General features: G+C 52.5%; 17 protein-coding genes. 15 read left to right on the top strand and 2 right to left on the bottom strand.

The window, feature by feature from the left end; all coding sequences use genetic code 11:
• Position 1: 1 nt before the first annotated feature.
• From flhB to ACYVG7_RS04865, 15 genes are all read left to right on the top strand, one after another.
• Positions 2 to 1,135 carry a flagellar biosynthesis protein FlhB gene (flhB, locus tag ACYVG7_RS04935; protein WP_460882111.1) on the top strand — a complete coding sequence of 378 codons (1,134 nt, stop codon included), beginning with the start codon at positions 2 to 4 and terminating at the stop codon, positions 1,133 to 1,135.
• Positions 1,136 to 1,249: 114 nt separating this feature from the next.
• Entirely contained in the window at positions 1,250 to 3,352 is a 2,103-nt protein-coding gene (gene flhA / locus ACYVG7_RS04930; protein ID WP_460882110.1) for a flagellar biosynthesis protein FlhA, read from the top strand.
• Between the two features lie 19 nt (positions 3,353 to 3,371).
• Positions 3,372 to 4,769 carry a flagellar biosynthesis protein FlhF gene (gene flhF, locus ACYVG7_RS04925; protein ID WP_460882109.1) on the top strand — a complete coding sequence of 466 codons (1,398 nt, stop codon included), beginning with the start codon at positions 3,372 to 3,374 and terminating at the stop codon, positions 4,767 to 4,769.
• A 1-nt stretch (position 4,770) separates the two neighbouring features.
• A complete protein-coding gene (locus ACYVG7_RS04920) occupies positions 4,771 to 5,655 on the top strand; it encodes a MinD/ParA family ATP-binding protein (RefSeq protein ID WP_460882166.1) in 885 nt (294 codons plus the stop codon).
• The gene (locus tag ACYVG7_RS04915; RefSeq protein WP_460882108.1) at positions 5,648 to 6,367 is read left to right on the top strand and encodes an RNA polymerase sigma factor FliA; all 720 of its coding nucleotides are present in this window, start codon (positions 5,648 to 5,650) and stop codon (positions 6,365 to 6,367) included. Before ACYVG7_RS04920 ends, ACYVG7_RS04915 begins: the two co-directional genes overlap by 8 nt.
• Positions 6,368 to 6,491: 124 nt before the next feature.
• The gene (gene cheY, locus ACYVG7_RS04910) at positions 6,492 to 6,863 is read left to right on the top strand and encodes a chemotaxis response regulator CheY (protein WP_460882165.1); all 372 of its coding nucleotides are present in this window, start codon (positions 6,492 to 6,494) and stop codon (positions 6,861 to 6,863) included.
• Positions 6,864 to 6,875: 12 nt separating this feature from the next.
• Positions 6,876 to 7,616, top strand: coding sequence for a protein phosphatase CheZ (locus tag ACYVG7_RS04905; protein WP_460882107.1), 741 nt, complete (start codon positions 6,876 to 6,878; stop codon positions 7,614 to 7,616).
• 11 nt (positions 7,617 to 7,627) lie between these two features.
• Complete coding sequence (locus ACYVG7_RS04900; RefSeq protein WP_460882106.1) at positions 7,628 to 9,697, top strand: chemotaxis protein CheA; 2,070 nt, start codon at positions 7,628 to 7,630, stop codon at positions 9,695 to 9,697.
• A gap of 20 nt (positions 9,698 to 9,717) precedes the next feature.
• Entirely contained in the window at positions 9,718 to 10,878 is a 1,161-nt protein-coding gene (locus tag ACYVG7_RS04895; protein WP_460882105.1) for a protein-glutamate methylesterase/protein-glutamine glutaminase, read from the top strand.
• 2 nt (positions 10,879 to 10,880) lie between these two features.
• On the top strand, positions 10,881 to 11,618 hold the full coding sequence (locus tag ACYVG7_RS04890) for a flagellar motor protein (RefSeq protein WP_460882104.1): 738 nt from the start codon (positions 10,881 to 10,883) through the stop codon (positions 11,616 to 11,618).
• A 3-nt stretch (positions 11,619 to 11,621) separates the two neighbouring features.
• On the top strand, positions 11,622 to 12,644 hold the full coding sequence (locus tag ACYVG7_RS04885; protein WP_460882103.1) for a flagellar motor protein MotB: 1,023 nt from the start codon (positions 11,622 to 11,624) through the stop codon (positions 12,642 to 12,644).
• Positions 12,645 to 12,648: 4 nt separating this feature from the next.
• Positions 12,649 to 13,428, top strand: a complete 780-nt coding sequence (locus ACYVG7_RS04880; RefSeq protein ID WP_460882102.1) for a ParA family protein — start codon at positions 12,649 to 12,651, stop codon at positions 13,426 to 13,428.
• Positions 13,425 to 14,144: a chemotaxis protein CheW gene (locus ACYVG7_RS04875; protein WP_460882101.1), complete on the top strand. Its 720-nt coding sequence runs from the start codon at positions 13,425 to 13,427 to the stop codon at positions 14,142 to 14,144. The genes ACYVG7_RS04880 and ACYVG7_RS04875 overlap by 4 nt, the downstream gene beginning before the upstream one ends.
• A gap of 64 nt (positions 14,145 to 14,208) precedes the next feature.
• Positions 14,209 to 14,694 carry a chemotaxis protein CheW gene (locus tag ACYVG7_RS04870; RefSeq protein ID WP_460882100.1) on the top strand — a complete coding sequence of 162 codons (486 nt, stop codon included), beginning with the start codon at positions 14,209 to 14,211 and terminating at the stop codon, positions 14,692 to 14,694.
• Positions 14,694 to 15,110: a DUF2802 domain-containing protein gene (locus ACYVG7_RS04865; protein ID WP_460882099.1), complete on the top strand. Its 417-nt coding sequence runs from the start codon at positions 14,694 to 14,696 to the stop codon at positions 15,108 to 15,110. The genes ACYVG7_RS04870 and ACYVG7_RS04865 overlap by 1 nt, the downstream gene beginning before the upstream one ends.
• Before the next feature lie 154 nt (positions 15,111 to 15,264).
• Here ACYVG7_RS04865 and ACYVG7_RS04860 read toward each other — a convergent pair whose 3' ends face one another.
• Together ACYVG7_RS04860 and fliK are read right to left on the bottom strand one after the other, a co-directional pair.
• Positions 15,265 to 15,582 carry an EscU/YscU/HrcU family type III secretion system export apparatus switch protein gene (locus ACYVG7_RS04860; RefSeq protein ID WP_460882098.1) on the bottom strand — a complete coding sequence of 106 codons (318 nt, stop codon included), beginning with the start codon at positions 15,580 to 15,582 and terminating at the stop codon, positions 15,265 to 15,267.
• 2 nt (positions 15,583 to 15,584) lie between these two features.
• The coding region (gene fliK / locus ACYVG7_RS04855) for a flagellar hook-length control protein FliK (RefSeq protein WP_460882097.1) at positions 15,585 to 16,952 on the bottom strand (1,368 nt) is incomplete at its 5' end.

Genomic DNA, 16,952 nt, shown 5'->3' with positions numbered 1-16,952 from the left:
CATGGCCGAGTCGGATGGTCAGGAAAAAACAGAGGAACCCACAGGGCGAAAACTAGACCAGGCCAAGGAGAAAGGCCAGGTTCCCCGATCCAAAGAACTGGGGACGGCGGTTGTGTTGCTGGCCGGGGTCATCGGTTTATCCATGGTTGCCAAGTCACTCGGGCAAGCGCTACTCGATGTGTTTCACCGCAATTTTTCCTTCACCCGTGAACAGGTCTTCGATCCGTTTACCATGATCCCCGCCTTAGGCGCCGACATTGGCGACTTGATTGTGCCGCTGATCATGCTGTTTGCCATTGTGTTGCTGGCAGCGTTGGTGGGCAACTTGCTGTTGGGGGGGGTGAACGTCAGCAGCGAAGCCATGATGCCGAAGATGAGCAAACTCAGCCCTATGGCGGGTTTCAAACGCATGTTCGGTATGCAAAGTTGGGTCGAGCTCATCAAGTCTATTGCGAAAGTCTTGTTTATTGGTCTGCTCTCTTGGTCATTGATCATGGGGCAACTGCCGCACATTCTGGATTTAAGCCAGCGCCAATTTCCTTATGCCATCTATGACGCCCTGGAGCTTTGCCTATGGGTTGCCGTCGGGATTTGCTGTGCGTTGCTGCCTATTGTGGCGATTGATGTCCCCTTCCAGATGTGGAATCACAATAAACAACTGCGCATGAGTAAGCAGGAAATCAAGGATGAATATAAGGACTCGGAAGGGAAGCCGGAGGTCAAGGGGCGCTTGCGTCGTCTGCAGTATGAGATGGCCAATCGCCGGATGATGGCGGAGGTGCCTCAAGCCGATGTGGTGGTCACCAACCCGACTCACTACGCAGTGGCTCTCAAATATGAACGCGATAAACCGGGCGCGGCGCCCATTGTGTTGGCCAAGGGGGTGGATGAGGTGGCGATGAAGATCCGCGAGATTGCCCGGGAGTGTGGGGTGACTAGCGTGGCCTCACCGGCTTTGGCTCGAGCCATCTACCATACTACCAAGCTCAACAAGCAGATCCCAGATGGCCTATTCGTTGCGGTTGCCCAGGTACTGGCCTACGTCTATCAATTACAGGCCTACAAGCAGGGGCGAGCCGAGCCACCGCGTAAATTGGCCGATGAACTGCCGATCCCTGATGAGTTAAGGTATTGACATTTTTTTGACGTTAACCGGCTAGCATTATTTATCATAATAAAAATCAAATGGTTAATCGATGGCTTGTTTTTTGCTAGTCTAGGTTAACGCCATATTATTCGACAGACTGCCATGGAAATGAGAGCCACCTTCGCCTCGCTGGGTCAATATCGTCATCTGCTGAACCGTGGTATGGGTACTCCGTTGCTGGTATTGGCCAGCCTCGGCATGGTCGTGCTACCCATACCGACCTTCCTGCTGGATGTGTTGTTTACCTTCAACATTGCCCTGTCACTGGTGGTGTTGCTGGTCGCCGTCTATTCCCGTCGGCCGCTCGATTTTGCGGCTTTTCCGACGATCCTACTGGTGGCAACCTTGTTACGTCTGGCGTTGAACGTGGCATCGACTCGGGTGGTGCTGCTGGAGGGACATAATGGTTCTGCGGCTGCCGGTCATGTCATCGAAGCCTTTGGTAATGTAGTTATCGGTGGTAACTACGCGGTCGGTCTTATCGTGTTTATCATCTTGATGATCATCAACTTTGTGGTGGTTACCAAGGGTGCTGGCCGTATTTCCGAAGTGAGTGCGCGCTTTACGCTGGATGCGATGCCCGGCAAGCAGATGGCGATCGATGCTGACTTGAATGCGGGCCTGATCAATCAGGATGAAGCGAAAAAGCGGCGTCAAGAAGTGACCATGGAAGCCGACTTCTACGGCTCCATGGATGGTGCGTCCAAGTTCGTTAAGGGGGATGCCGTGGCCGGTATCCTCATCCTGTTTATCAACATCATCGGTGGCTTCATCATCGGTATGGCCCAGCATGGACTGGGCTTTGGCGACGCCGCTGCTATCTATACCTTGTTGACCATCGGTGATGGTCTGGTTGCGCAGATCCCGTCGTTACTGCTTTCTATCGCGGCGGCGATCATTGTGACCCGGCAGAACACGGACCAGGACATGGGACAGGTGGTGCTCAACCAGATGTTTGAAGAGCCCAAGGCGCTGATCATTGCCTCTGCGGTGCTGATCATCATGGGCCTGGTTCCCGGCATGCCGCATCTGGCCTTTTTATCCTTGGGCTCTATCTCCGCACTTGGTGCCTGGTTGATGGTGCGCAAGAGCAAAAAGCGCAAGACGGATGCCGAAACCAAGGCACTGGCTCCGATGGATGATGTCGCTGTACCTGAGCATAAGGATTTGAGCTGGGATGATGTGAGTCCGGTCGATGTGATTGGCCTGGAGGTCGGTTACCGTCTGATCCCCATGGTGGATCGGAGCCAGGGCGGCGAGTTACTGAATCGGATCAAGGGGGTACGCAAGAAGTTGTCCCAGGAGCTGGGTTTCCTGGTGCCACCCGTTCATATTCGCGACAATCTGGATCTACAGCCCAATCAGTATCGCATCACGTTGATGGGCGTCAACATGGGCGAGGCCGAGGTCTATCATGATAAAGAGATGGCGATAAACCCGGGCCAAGTCTTTGGTGCGGTTCAGGGATTGGAGACCCGGGATCCGGCCTTTGGCCTGGATGCGGTCTGGATCGCCCGCGAGCAATCCGATCAGGCCCAGAGTCTGGGCTATACAGTGGTGGATGCTTCGACGGTTATTGCCACCCATATGAGCCAGTTGCTGACCAGCCAGGCAGCCCAGCTGCTCGGCCATGAAGAGGTGCAGAATCTGCTGGATATGGTGGCTCGTGCGCAACCCAAGCTGGTTGAGGGCTTGATCCCGGGTGTGATGAGTCTGGGAACCTTGGTCAAGGTATTGCAAAACCTATTGACAGAAGGGGTGCCGGTGCGTGATATGCGTACCGTGCTGCAGACGCTCGTGGAGTACGCTCCGCGCAGTCAGGACCCCGATGTATTGACGGCCGCTTGTCGTATCGCCTTGCGACGTCTGATTGTGCAGGAGATCATCGGTGGCGAATCGGTTATTCCGGTGATCACCCTGGCTCCTGAGCTGGAACGTATTTTGCACCAATCCCTGCAGGCTGGTGGTGCGGAAGGTGCGGGCATCGAGCCTGGGCTGGCGGAGCGGATGCAGAAATCCCTGACTGAAGCCGCACAGCGTCAGGAGCTTGAGGGGCAGGCTGCCGTATTGCTGACTTCGGGCGTCTTACGCAACACATTAGCTCGTTTCGTGAAGAACTCCATTCCTGGATTACGAGTCCTCTCATACCAGGAAATTCCTGATGATAAACAGATCCGCATCGTCAGTGCAGTCGGGCAACAATAATAAGGAGCTGGAGGTCTAGGTGAAGATAAAGCGGTTTTTTGCCAAGGATATGCGCACGGCTCTGGCTGAGGTCAAAGAGGTCCTCGGTCCGGATGCGGTGATCATGTCCAATAAAAAGGTATCGGGTGGTATCGAGATCGTTGCCGCTATTGACTACCAGACGCAGGCCGCGACGACGGCTGCCGATCCTGTTCGCGATGTGCGGGATGATAGTGTCAACTTATCGTCGCGTGCGCGCCCTATCGAGCCGTTTGCCTCGCAAATTCCCGTTATTAGCCAAAAAACTGACGAACAAGAGAGTTTCCCGGATAGCCTTTCCGCTTTGTTGGCGCGTCAGCAGCAACTCCAATCCCGTCTGCCTTCTGGGTTCAATCGTGACTCTGGTGCGCCGAAAACCTTGGCCGAACAGGCGGCATTCACGGAGCCGACGGCTACTCCCCGACGCGGCGCATCGCGCGCGGCACCGGCTCAAAGCCGAGATAAAGACCTGGATGCCATGCGTACCGAAATAGCCTCCATCCGCAAACTACTTCAGCACCAACTGTCGGGACTGATGTGGCAGGAGGTTGAGCGTCGTGGACCGGTGCGGGCGCTGCTCATCAAGCAACTGTGCAAAGGCGGTTTTGAAGAGTCATTTGCCGAACAGCTCGCCGCGAGTGTTCCTGAAAGCGCATCCTTGCATGACGCTTGGCATCTGATGCACAAGGTACTGCTGGAGCATGTGAAAACCACAGACGATGATATTTTGCGCCACGGCGGCGCTATTGCTTTGCTCGGACCGACTGGGGTCGGCAAAACCACGACTATCGCCAAACTGGCGGCCCGCTTTGCCATGAAATATGGTCCGGACCAAGTTGCCCTAATCACTACGGATCACTATCGCATTGGTGCTCATGAACAATTACAGACTTATGGGCGCATCATGGGCTGTCTTGTTCGGCCGGTTTCCGATGTAGAGGAGTTATCGGCGGCCCTGTATCAGCTGCGTAATCGACGCTTGGTTCTGATCGACACGGCCGGGATGGGGCAGCGGGATGTTCGTCTAACCGAACAACTGGACACCTTGGTAAAAAATGCCAAGGTGCGGATCCGCAACTATCTGGTGTTGCCCGCAACCTCGCAACGTCGGGTGTTGCAAGAGGCCTATGAACATTTTCGCAGGGTACCGCTCAGTGGCTGTATTCTGACCAAGTTGGATGAAAGCCTGAATCTGGGCGATGTATTGGGTATGTGCATTCAGAACAATCTGCCCATCAGCTATGTTACCGATGGCCAACGGGTCCCCGAAGATATCAAGGTTGCCGATGCCGGCGAGCTGATTGCCGCGACATTGCAGCAGTTGGAGGCCGATGGTGTTCCGAGCCATTTCTGGGGCCAGGAGAGCGATCGCGCCGACCACATGGAGTTTTATGAATAACATGAATAATATCAATCTGGATCAAGCTCAGGGTCTGCGGAAGATGCGCCAGAATAATCGCGTCAAGGTCATCACTGTGACTGGTGGTAAAGGCGGCGTTGGCAAGTCGAGTGTGACTCTGAACGTGGCGGTTGCCATGGCGGCGCAGGGGAAACGTGTCATGTTGCTCGATGCGGACTTGGGGCTGGCCAATATCGACGTCATGCTGGGCTTACGCGTGCAGCGAAACTTATCTCATGTTCTTTCCGGCGAATGTACGCTGGACGACATCATTGTCGAAGGGCCTTATGGCCTGATGATTATTCCGGCGACATCTGGTACCCAGTCGATGGTTGAATTGAAACCAGCAGAACATGCAGGTCTCATTAGAGCCTTTAGTGACATGAAGACGCAAATCGATGTGTTATTGGTCGATACGGCTGCCGGTATCTCTGATATGGTGCTGAGCTTCTCCCGTGCCGCTCAGGATATCATGGTGGTGGTGTGTGATGAACCCACGTCTATCACTGATGCCTATGCGCTCATCAAGTTGTTGTCGCGGGAGTATGGTGTTTTCCGCTTCAAGGTTGTCGCTAACATGGTGCGTAGCTTGCGTGAGGGACAGGAGCTGTTCTCGAAATTAACGCGAGTGACGGATCGTTTTTTAGACGCGTCCCTGGAGCTTGTGGCTTGTATTCCCTACGATAACAATGTGCGGCAAGCCGTGAAGAAGCAGAAAGTTATTGTAGATGCATTCCCCAAATCGCCTGCATCGTTGGCGTTTCGGGCGCTGGCCAATAAGGCCGCAGGCTGGCCGACCCCTCACCAGCCTGGAGGACACCTGGAGTTCTTTATCGAAACCCTGCTGCACAAGCCGTCATTAGCTCAGGATACGATTAGTGAATAAAGCCCATGCTTATGCTCGTCATCAGGATCAAAACGCGTTGATTGAGCGGCATGCGCAGCTGGTCAAGCGGATTGGATTGCACCTGATGGCTCGTTTGCCAAGCAGCGTTCAGTTAGACGACCTTATTCAGGCTGGCATGATTGGCCTGCTGGAGGCTGCGCGTAACTATGATGGTGGCAAGGGTGCGAGTTTTGAAACCTATGCCGGTATTCGTATTCGCGGCTCCATGATTGATGAAATTCGGCGTGGTGATTGGGTGCCTCGCTCGGTCCATCGTAATACCCGGCGGATTTCCGATGCGATCGGCGTCGTTGAACAGCAGTGCGGTCGGGATGCCAAAGATGTCGAAATCGCCCAGACCATGGGCGTATCCCTCGACGAATATCACAGCATGTTGAATGAAGCGGCTTGTGGCCGTGTCGTCGGCATTGAGGATTTGGGGGTATCCGAGGATGCACTAACGGATGCCTCAGATTCAGAAGATGACAATAAAACCTTCACTGGTTTTGCTCGAGAACGCTTTCAGCAAGCATTGGCTGAAGGTATTACTCATCTTCCTGAAAGAGAAGCGCTAGTTTTGTCGCTTTACTACGACGAGGAGATGAATCTCAAGGAGATTGGTCAAATTCTCAACGTGAGTGAATCAAGAATCAGCCAGATCCACAGTCAGGCGATGCATAGATTGCGAGCCAGAATGAAAGATTGGTACTGACCGCACACATGCTTGTCTACACTCATAGGCAAGTGTGATGCATAATAAAAAACAATATCGCTATAAACAGAATGAGTTAGGGCTGTGTTGGGCGGCCACTTAGGAGGATATTTTGGATAAGAACATGAAAATCCTCATTGTTGATGATTTTTCAACAATGCGCCGGATAATCAAAAATTTGCTCCGTGATTTGGGATTTAACAACACCCATGAAGCGGATGATGGTAATACGGCACTGCCCATGTTGAAGAATGGCGACTTCGAGTTTGTGGTAACGGACTGGAATATGCCCGGCATGCAGGGTATCGATCTGTTGAAGGCGATCCGTGCCGACGATAAGTTGAGTCATTTGCCGGTTCTGATGGTAACTGCCGAAGCAAAACGTGAGCAGATTATTGAAGCGGCGCAGGCTGGTGTGAATGGCTACATTGTCAAACCATTTACTGCTGCCACCTTGAAAGAAAAACTGGATAAGATTTTCGAACGTATTGGTTAACGGGGTGTCTGTATGAAGTCGAAGGCGCCTCTGATTAGCCTGGAGCAAGCCAGGATGCTCGTGATGTATCTCGAGCAGGGTGAGCAGGCTGCGGCCGATGAGTTGTTGGCCGACATTTGTGCGCCAAATGCGAGTGATATGTTTGCCAAAATTGGCCAATTGACTCGCCAACTCCATACCTCACTGCATGATTTTCAACTCGATTCCCGCATCCCTGACTTGGCGATGCAAGAAATTCCTGATGCTCGGGAACGTCTCAATTATGTCATTACCATGACGGATAAGGCGGCGAACCGGACTATGGATGCTGTTGACGCCGGTTTGCCATTGGCCAGCCAGCTTAACGAGCGGATCCAGCAGGTGTTGCCAGCATGGAAATTACTCATGACGCGGCAACTTGAGTTGGGGCAGTTTAAGGTGTTGTGTCATCAGCTGGATCTGTTCATTAAGCAGTCCGAAATTGACTCCAATCAGTTACGGGATTTGTTGACCGAGATCTTGATGGCTCAAGACTTCCAAGATCTGACTGGGCAGATGATTCGCCGAGTGATTACTCTGGTTCAGGAAGTTGAGTCAAAATTGGTTGAGATGCTGACGTTGTTTGGTGAACCGCTCGCCCAGCAGTCAGAAAACCCTGGCACCATCAATCGGGGAATCGAAGCGGAAGGACCGATTATCAACAAGGAAACACGCACCGACGTGGTTGCTAGTCAGGATGATGTGGACGACTTGTTGTCGAGTTTAGGATTCTGAGGGAGTAAAGAATGGGCTACGAAGTTGATGAGGACATCCTGCAAGACTTTTTGGTCGAAGCATCGGAAATCCTTGAGCAGCTCTCTGAGCAGCTGGTTGACCTGGAAAAGCGTCCCAATGATCGTGAGCTGCTGAATGCCATTTTCCGTGGCTTCCATACGGTCAAGGGTGGTGCTGGATTTCTGTCCCTCTCCGAATTGGTCGATGCGTGCCACGGTGCTGAAAACGTTTTTGATACCTTACGGAACGGTGGACGACAAGTTGACTCCGAATTGATGGATGTCATCTTGCAAACCCTCGATTCGATCAATGAAATGTTTGCCCGGGTACAAAATCGTGAGGCTCTGGAACCAGCAGCTCCTGAATTACTGGATGCTTTGCATCATCTGAGTAAGCCTGCTTCTGCTACTGAATTGGCAGCCAAGAACTCACCCGCGGTCAAACCTGCGGCAGCGCCTGTGCCACCGCCAGCTCCTGTATCCTCAGGCGGTTCGATTGATGAAATATCCCAAGATGAATTCGATCGTTTGCTCGATGAATTACATGGTACCGGAAAGGTACCGTCCGCTTCGGTCGCATCGACTCCTGCGGCAGCAATAGCCTCCACGGGTGGTGATATCACCGACGACGAATTTGAAGCATTGCTGGATCAATTGCATGGTCAAGGTAAGCATGCTGGAAGCCCTGCCGCTGCAACTCCTGCTGCACCTATGGTGCAGGCGCAGTCCGAAGCGGATGCCTTGATCGATGATGACGAATTTGAACGTCTGCTCGATGAGTTGCATGGCAAAGGCAAGGCTCCGGTTGGTGGTGTAGAGAGCGCAGAGGCCGCCGGCGCCGATGATAGCCCAGTAGTGGCAGTCAAAGCTCAGGCTCCGGCCGCATCGCAGCCGGCACAACAAGTTCAGAATGAAACCACGGTTCGTGTCGATACCCGAACTCTGGATGTCATCATGAACATGGTTGGGGAATTGGTGCTGGTGCGTAATCGTCTGGTGAGCCTGGGGGTCGCCAGTAACGATGAGGAAATGTCAAAGGCCGTGTCCAATCTGGATGTGGTGACTGCTGATTTGCAGGGGGCAGTCATGAAGACCCGAATGCAGCCAATCAAAAAAGTGTTCGGTCGCTTTCCTCGTGTTGTTCGAGATTTGGCGCGTAGCCTGAAAAAAGACATCAATCTGGAGATGGAGGGCGAAGACACGGATTTGGATAAAAATCTGGTCGAGGCCCTGGCGGACCCTATGGTTCACCTGGTGCGTAACTCATGCGACCATGGCATTGAAATGCCAGATGTCCGTGCTGCGGCCGGCAAATCCCGTATCGGGACCATTCGTTTGAGCGCCTCCCAGGAGGGTGACCATATTCTGCTGCTGATTGAAGACGATGGCGCAGGCATGGATCCAGAGAAACTTAAGTCAATCGCGATCAGCCGCGGAGTTCTGGAGCCAGAAGTCGCGAGCCGGATGAGTGACACCGAAGCGTATAATTTGATTTTTGCTCCGGGTTTTTCGACCAAACAGCAGATATCTGACATCTCGGGCCGAGGTGTCGGCATGGATGTGGTGAAAACCAGTATTGCTCAGCTTAATGGCTCGATTCACATCCATTCCGAATTGGGCGTAGGGACTCGTCTCGAGATTAAAGTTCCTTTGACCCTCGCAATTTTGCCGACCTTGATGGTTGAAGTCGGCCAACAAACCTTTGCCCTGCCGTTGACCAGCGTCAATGAAATTTTCAATCTGGATCTGACACGGGCCAAGATGGTTGACGGGCAGATGACCATCATAGTCAGGGATAAAGTTATCCCCTTGTTTTATCTTCAAGACTGGCTGGTTCGAGGGGCTAAAAGGAGTCAGACCCGTCGGGAGCAGGGGCATGTCGTCATCGTACAAATCGGTATTCAACAGGTCGGTTTTGTCGTCGATAATTTGATAGGCCAAGAAGAGGTTGTCATCAAGCCGCTCGATAAGTTATTGCATGGAACGCCTGGTATGGCCGGTGCGACGATCACCAGTGATGGTGGTATTGCTCTGATATTGGATGTGCCTAATTTGTTGAAGGCTTATGCCCGTCGACGCTGAACATAGAGAACGAAGAACACATGGCAGTTAAGGTATTAGTGGTAGATGACTCCAGCTTCTTTCGTCGCAGAGTCAGCGAAATAATTAATCAAGATCCGTCGCTTGAGGTGATTGATACGGCGCAAAATGGCCGAGAAGCCGTTGATAAGGCTTTACGTCTACAGCCCGATGTCATCACCATGGATATCGAAATGCCGGTCATGGACGGCATCTCGGCTGTCCGGGAAATCATGGCTAAGTGTCCGACGCCGATCCTGATGTTTTCTTCACTCACTCATGATGGTGCCAAAGCGACCTTGGATGCGCTCGATGCCGGCGCTCTGGATTTTTTGCCCAAAAAATTTGAAGACATAGCGCGGGATAAAGAAGAAGCCATTAAGCTACTGCAGCAGCGCGTTAAAGCTATTGCTCGTCGCCGTCTGTTTATGTCGACTCCGCGTCCTGCGCCAACATCCCACCTTTCCCCAAGCAGTACAGCTTCATCTGCGCCAGTGGCTGGGCAAGGAGGGGCGCCGTCTCGTGTGTTTTCTTCGGCGACAGAAAGAGCCTCAGCCGCAGTCATATCTGCACCAAGTACGGCACCGGTTCACTTTAAAAAATCCGGTAAGAGCTACCAACTGCTGGCGATCGGAACCTCTACGGGCGGACCTGTTGCTCTACAGGCTGTGCTGACTCAACTACCTGCCAATTTCCCCTATCCAATCCTGCTGATCCAGCATATGCCAGCTACTTTTACCGCCGCATTCGCCGCGCGTCTCAATGGTCTGTGTCAAATCAGCGTCAAGGAAGCCGAAGATGGTGATTTGTTGCGACCCGGTGCGGCTTACTTGGCTCCTGGCGGAAAACAGATGATGCTGGATGGCCGGGGGAGCAGCGCTCGGATCCGGATCATTGAAGGAAATGACAAGGTAAATTATAAGCCTTGCGTCGATATCACCTTCGCATCCTTAGCCAAGAGTCACGCCGATAAGGTGCTGGCGGTTGTTCTGACGGGCATGGGCGCTGATGGTCGAGATGGCGCCCGCTTGCTGAAGGAGCAGGGGTCAACCATCTGGGCTCAGGATGAAGCCAGCTGTGTGGTATATGGCATGCCGCAGGCCGTTGCCAAAGCGGGGATCGCATCGGAATCCTTGCCATTGGATAAAATTGCGCAACGAATTTTGGTTGAAATAGGGCGCTAAACATGAGTCTTCTCGGCATTTTTGTCGCAATCGGTTTTATCATCGGCGCTAACCTCCTTGAAGGCGGGCACCCGAGTGCCATGCTCAACTTGCCTGCATTCTTGATCGTGATCGGCGGTGCTATCGGTGCGGTTATGGTGCAGTTCCCGTTTGGTGTGCTGATTGCCTCGCTGAAGCAATGTAAGTGGCTGCTGGCTGGTCCGAAATTGGATTTGCATGCTCAGTCAGAAATGCTGGAGGGGATGTCGACCACTGCGCGTCAGCAAGGATTGTTAGCGCTGGAGAATCAGGTGGCGCAAATTGGCGATCCCTTTACCCGCAATGGGTTGCAGATGATCGTGGATGGCGTAGATAAGGAACAACTACACCAGTTGCTCGAAAACGAGATCGAGATGGAACAACATGAGTTGGAACAATCCGTAAAGGTGTTTGAAGCCCTTGGCGGATACGCGCCAACCATGGGTATCTTGGGCGCCGTGTTGGGTCTGATTCATGCCATGGGCCTTCTCGACCAACCGGAGAAGCTTGGACCGGCGATTGCAGTTGCATTCGTGGCAACTATCTACGGTGTTGGTTCGGCAAACATACTCTTTTTGCCGGTGGCTAACCGTTTCAAAGCCTTTAATCACGAGATCGCACATTTCAAACTGATGGTACTCGAAGGGTTATTGTCGATTGCAGGTGGTGAAAATACGATGCAACTCAAACGACGTTTGCAGGTTTACATCGGGGAAGAGTAAGCCATGGCAAAGAAGAAAAAAGCCGAACCGCCAGAGAATCATGAGCGTTGGTTACTTTCCTACGCCGACTTCATGACCTTGCTATTTGCATTGTTTGTGGTGTTGTATGGCTATGCCATGTCCAAACAGACTGAAGTGAAGGCCCTGGTGCAGGGCTTGATCCAGAGTTTTACCGAAATGGGGTTTGTCACCGCGCGACCAGGCTCCACCGTCCTGGGTGGCAATATGGGGATCCAGCAAAGCAGTGATGGTTCAGACATCAGTGCGGCATCGCCGAATCAAATCGTGTCTATTGTCCAAGCGCCAACCGAAGGGGGCGGCGGCATGCTCGATACCGGCCAGCCACCGACACAACAACCCCTTCCGACACAAAACAGTGAACAAGAGATCAAGGATCAGCTACCGCTGGACAGCAGCACCAATAACAGTTCTGGCGCTCCGTTTGATGCGTTAAAAAAAGAGTTTAGTAAATCGTTAGAGGACCTGATCTCCGCAGGTCTTATCAATATTAAATCCGATGAAAATTGGCTGACCATAGAGTTGAGCTCTGGGCTTATTTTCCCCAGCGGTAGCGCCACGGTTCTACTCAAAGCGAAGCCGATTCTAAAACAAATAGCTAAAACTATTGCCCCGTTGAATAACTATGTCCGGGTTCGTGGGTATACCGACAACATCAAGATTGGTAACGAGCTCTATGCCTCGAATTGGGAGCTTTCGGCATTTCGGGCCATTTCAGTGCTCAAAAGTCTGGATGCGGATGGCATACCTCCAGCTCAATTGGCCATAGAAGCTTACGGTGAGTTTTCTCCTTTTGCGTCCAATACCACGGAGCGAGGCCGGGAAGTCAATCGCAAGGTTGTGATTGCCGTCTCTCGCTTTGCCTATACACCGAAAGCCTTGCCCGTTATTGTCGATGAGGCAGCGGCCAAACCTGGTGAAAAACCTCGTGAGCAGAATGTTAACCCGGATAATTACAATGTTATCCAGTTGCCTGATGGCCGATTTAAATTAAAGAGACAGGAATAACGCCTTGATAGTATGGACGATTGCCAATCAGAAGGGTGGCGTAGGAAAGACCACGACTGTCGTGACTCTGGCTGGGCTACTGGCAAGTCAGAATCAACGAGTTTTGCTGATCGATACCGATCCGCACGCCTCTTTAACTAGTTATCTGGATTATGACTCCGATATTCTGGATGGAACCTTGTTTGATTTATTTGAGCAAGGCAATCCTGATGCCTCGCAGGTCAAAAGCGTCATACTAAAGACTCGTTTTGATAATATCAGCCTGATGCCTGCCTCCATTGCTTTATCCACTCTGGATCGAACCCTGGGTGATCGGGACGGTATGGGTCTGATTTTGCGCCGAGCCTTACAACATATTAAAGATGATTATGATGTTGTGCTGATCGACTGCCCGCCGGTATTGGGTGTCATGATGGTCAATGCCCTGGCCGCCAGCAGCTGGATTCTGGTTCCTGTACAAACTGATTTTTTGGCTCTCAAAGGGTTGGAGCGTATGATCAAAACCTTTGAAATCATGCAGCACTCCAGTCAATTGCCATTTCATTACACCATCATTCCGACCATGTTTGATAAGCGTACCAAAGCATCCTTGCAGAGTTTGGAAACCGTTCGTGAATTGTATGGTCAGCGGGTGTGGGATTCCGTGATCCCTATTGATACCAAATTCAGGGATGCGAGCCATTTGCATGTCCCCCCTTCAATTTATGCGCCAGAAAGTCGTGGTAGTCAGGCTTACTTGAGTTTGCTTGGCTATCTGCTGCAACAAGAGGGACGGACATCATGACTCAGGGATCCCAGTTCAAAGCGATGGATAGCTACTTCCAGTCGCTGCTCTCCGAAACTGTTGCCGAACCCTTGGCTCCTCAACCTGAATTAGCCCAGCCATTGAGCACACCGGCACCCTTTGCTGAACCTGTGGTCGAACAACAGACTCGTCTGGCCGATCTTCTGGCTCAGGTCGAGCCGTTGACGGAAAGCCAACGCTCGACTCAATCGGTCGAACCAGTGAAAGTTCAACCGCGGAGACCCCAGCCCCCCGCGCCTCCGGTGTGGAAAAACATTGAACCGGGTAAAGAGTTTCAGGCGTTATTTTTTGTGGTCTCTGGTGTGACGTTCGCCGTGCCGCTGACCGAACTGGGCGGGATCCACCAAATTACCAAGATCAATTCTCTGTTTGGTAAACCGGACTGGTTTGCTGGTGTCATGACGCAACGGGAGTCTCAACTCAATGTGGTGGATACCACCCGCTGGATCATGCCTGAACGGACGGCGGACGAACCATATGAATATCTCGTTATGCTGGGTAACAGCCAATGGGGATTGGCGTGCCACCAACTCAATGGTACCGAGCTGCTGCAGGACTCCCGGATCCAATGGCGGAGTAGTGCCGGCAAACGCCCTTGGTTGGCAGGTATGGTAAAAGACAAAATGTGTGCCTTACTTCATGTACAGGAGCTTTTGGCTTTATTAGTGAAGGGAGTGAATATTGATGGTTGCTAACATCGCTCTCGTTCGAGTTTGTTGCTAATTTTGTTTTATGACGCCCGATATAAGGAATCAAAAAATGAGTCAGAAGCGTAACGTGGCGCAGAATGTTGCGGAAGAAGTGCTCCAGTGGGTTACATTCCAACTGGATCGTGAAACCTATGGCATTAATGTCATGCAGGTTCAGGAAGTTCTTCGTTATACCGAAATTGCTGCCGTGCCTGGAGCCCCAGATTATGTGCTGGGGATTATTAACCTCCGCGGTAATGTGGTGACCGTGATTGATACCCGCTCCCGGTTTGGGCTGCAACCCGCTGAGGTGAGTGACAACTCACGGATTGTCATTATCGAAGCAGAAAAACAAGTTATCGGCATCATGGTGGATAGTGTCGCCGAAGTTGTGTATCTGCGCGCTTCAGAGATTGACGTAGCGCCGAGTGTTGGTACAGAAGAGAGTGCCAAGTTTATTCAAGGGGTGAGTAATCGAGACGGCGAGTTGCTGATCCTGGTCGATCTAAACAAGCTGTTGTCGGATGATGAGTGGGATGAGTTGAATCTGCTTTGATGATGGATTTAAATTTCATCACCCTGATCCTGTCCGGATTGGCGTTGGGCGTGGCGATAGTGGCACTGATTCTGGCATGGATTGGTGTCGGTCGTAGCAAGCGCAAATTACAGGCGATGGAGTTGTTGTTGAAGGAGCTGCTCAAGGCTCGGGATAGTGCCCGCAAGCAGCTCAACGAACTTCACAGCAGTGCCTTGGGTACCGGTCAAAAATTGGGTGAGCTAGAGAAAGGCATTATCGCTGTTGCTGAACGCCAGCAAGAGTTGGTGTTGCATGATCCTGACAGTCGCCTGTACAGCCGAGCCGCGCGGATGGTTGAATTGGGTGCGGGTTTGGATGAAGTCATGGCCGAATGCGAAATTCCCAAAGCTGAGGCCGAATTGCTGATCTCATTACGCGGCGCCAAGAGCCGGTAGTGTGGTATCCATTTCTGCTCTGCATATGCTGATATTTTGAATACATTTGGCAGTCTAAAGAGACTTCCAACTAACAAAAGCCAGTCGGTTTAATCTGATTGGCTTTTGTTTTTCTGGATAGTACTGGGCTTTTCTCGCATACCGAGCTGATGGGTTATGCTTTTACATCCAGCGCTTTTGAGCCATCGGCGCGGCGCCAATGTTCAGGATATTTGCCTTGCAGCAAGTAGGAGTAGGCCAGAATTTCAGCAATGACGACATAGAGGGCGGGCGGAATGGACTCGCCTTCACGCAAGGTTTCAAGTCGGGCCAATAGTGCGGGATCCTGGTGAACGTACAGCCCTGCGGCTTCTGCCATCGCCAAGATCTGTTCGGCCATATTTCCCTCGCCTTGAGCGGCGATATGGGGCGCTTGGGTGCCATCATATCTCAGAGCTACAGCCTTGAGTGGATCATCGGGTTGTCGGGTCATATTCAAATCCGGATTGAAAAGCCTGCGGTGGCACTAGCGGATGATGTCTCATCCTCCGTTTGGGGGGGAATAATCTTGCCTTGACGACAGACAAAGCCCCCAGGTGTCAGGCCCAGTTCACGAAAACGGCCCTCCAGCAGGGGGAGGGTCTCCTTGATTTTATCGACCGCACTCAAACGTTCGGCCATGACTTGCAGTTGGATATCCGGGATGTCCAGGCAAGCACGGATCTGCAGCGGGCCCAGTTGTGGCAATTCGATGAAAAAGCTGAGTGTCCATTGATAAGGGCTTTGTTTACCGGCACTCCTTTGCATGGATAAGCCACCTTCGCGGTCACCGGGTTGCTGGGGCGGAAGGGGAACATAATTGGGGATCTGTTGCTGTGCATCCTGTTGTAGCTGTTGGAAGCGCTCGGTTTGACCAAATAAGGATGCGGCCAACTTGTGTGTCAGTTGTTGGTGTTCTTCGTGGTTGAGTAACGGATGAGGCTGCTGCTGGGCTGAAGACGTTGGGTCTGTCGTGACGGCCATCTGCTGCAAACGAATCGATAATAACGTCAAAGCCCATTGCTGGAGGGCTCGGCCCGCCGTGGAGTCGGAAGACAAGGGCTGACGCAAGAAATCAAACCACTGCTCGACGGCATCCGGTTGTGTCAGTGGCTGGGCCAATGCATCCACGAGATTTTTTAAGGCGGGCTTTAAGGGATCCGGGAGCTGCCTCCCAGCCAGGTGTAGATGGATTTCATGGACGAAGGATCCCAGTGACATCCGATTGGGAATGAGCGGGGGGGGGGCCGGATCCAGGGTTGAAACAGACGCTTGTTCTGCCGAGGTGGGGGACGCATGTAGTAGTGCCGCCATGCGTTGTAGAATGGGCTGTCGTTCGACCTTGGTTGTTGTGGCCTTTGGTGCTATGGGTTGCTCTTTCGTGGCATCAGCGATCGCCTGCACCACTGGAGCTCCATTTTTATCCACGGTGAGTGTGGCTTCGGTTTTGGATGGTAGCCCAGTCGCTAGCTTACTAGTGGGCTCGTTCGCTGCCGTCACTGCGGCATTTACCTTTTGTGTCGCGTCAACTGAGGTGGCGGCAGGTGCTGTGGTTTGCACTCGGTTTTTTATGCCCGGATCCGGTGCGGTAGGAAGCGTTGCCGTGGGTTTGGATTCGCCGTTCGGTAGCTGAGTGCTACGGGTCGCCCCCTTGGTTTGCAATGCCTCACGATTCGACGGGGCTATTTCCGCTTCGCCCGCTGGCTCTTCCGTGGCGGACTCGGGTTCAGGTAACTGCTGCACTAATTTCTCGGTGCTAATTGCTTTCGCGGCCGTTATTTCTGCTCGTGCCGGAGTGGCTTGCGGCTTTGAGTCCGGGTTGGT

The organism is Pseudaeromonas pectinilytica, from assembly GCF_054780855.1.
This window is presented reverse-complemented; position numbering and strand designations above follow the sequence as displayed.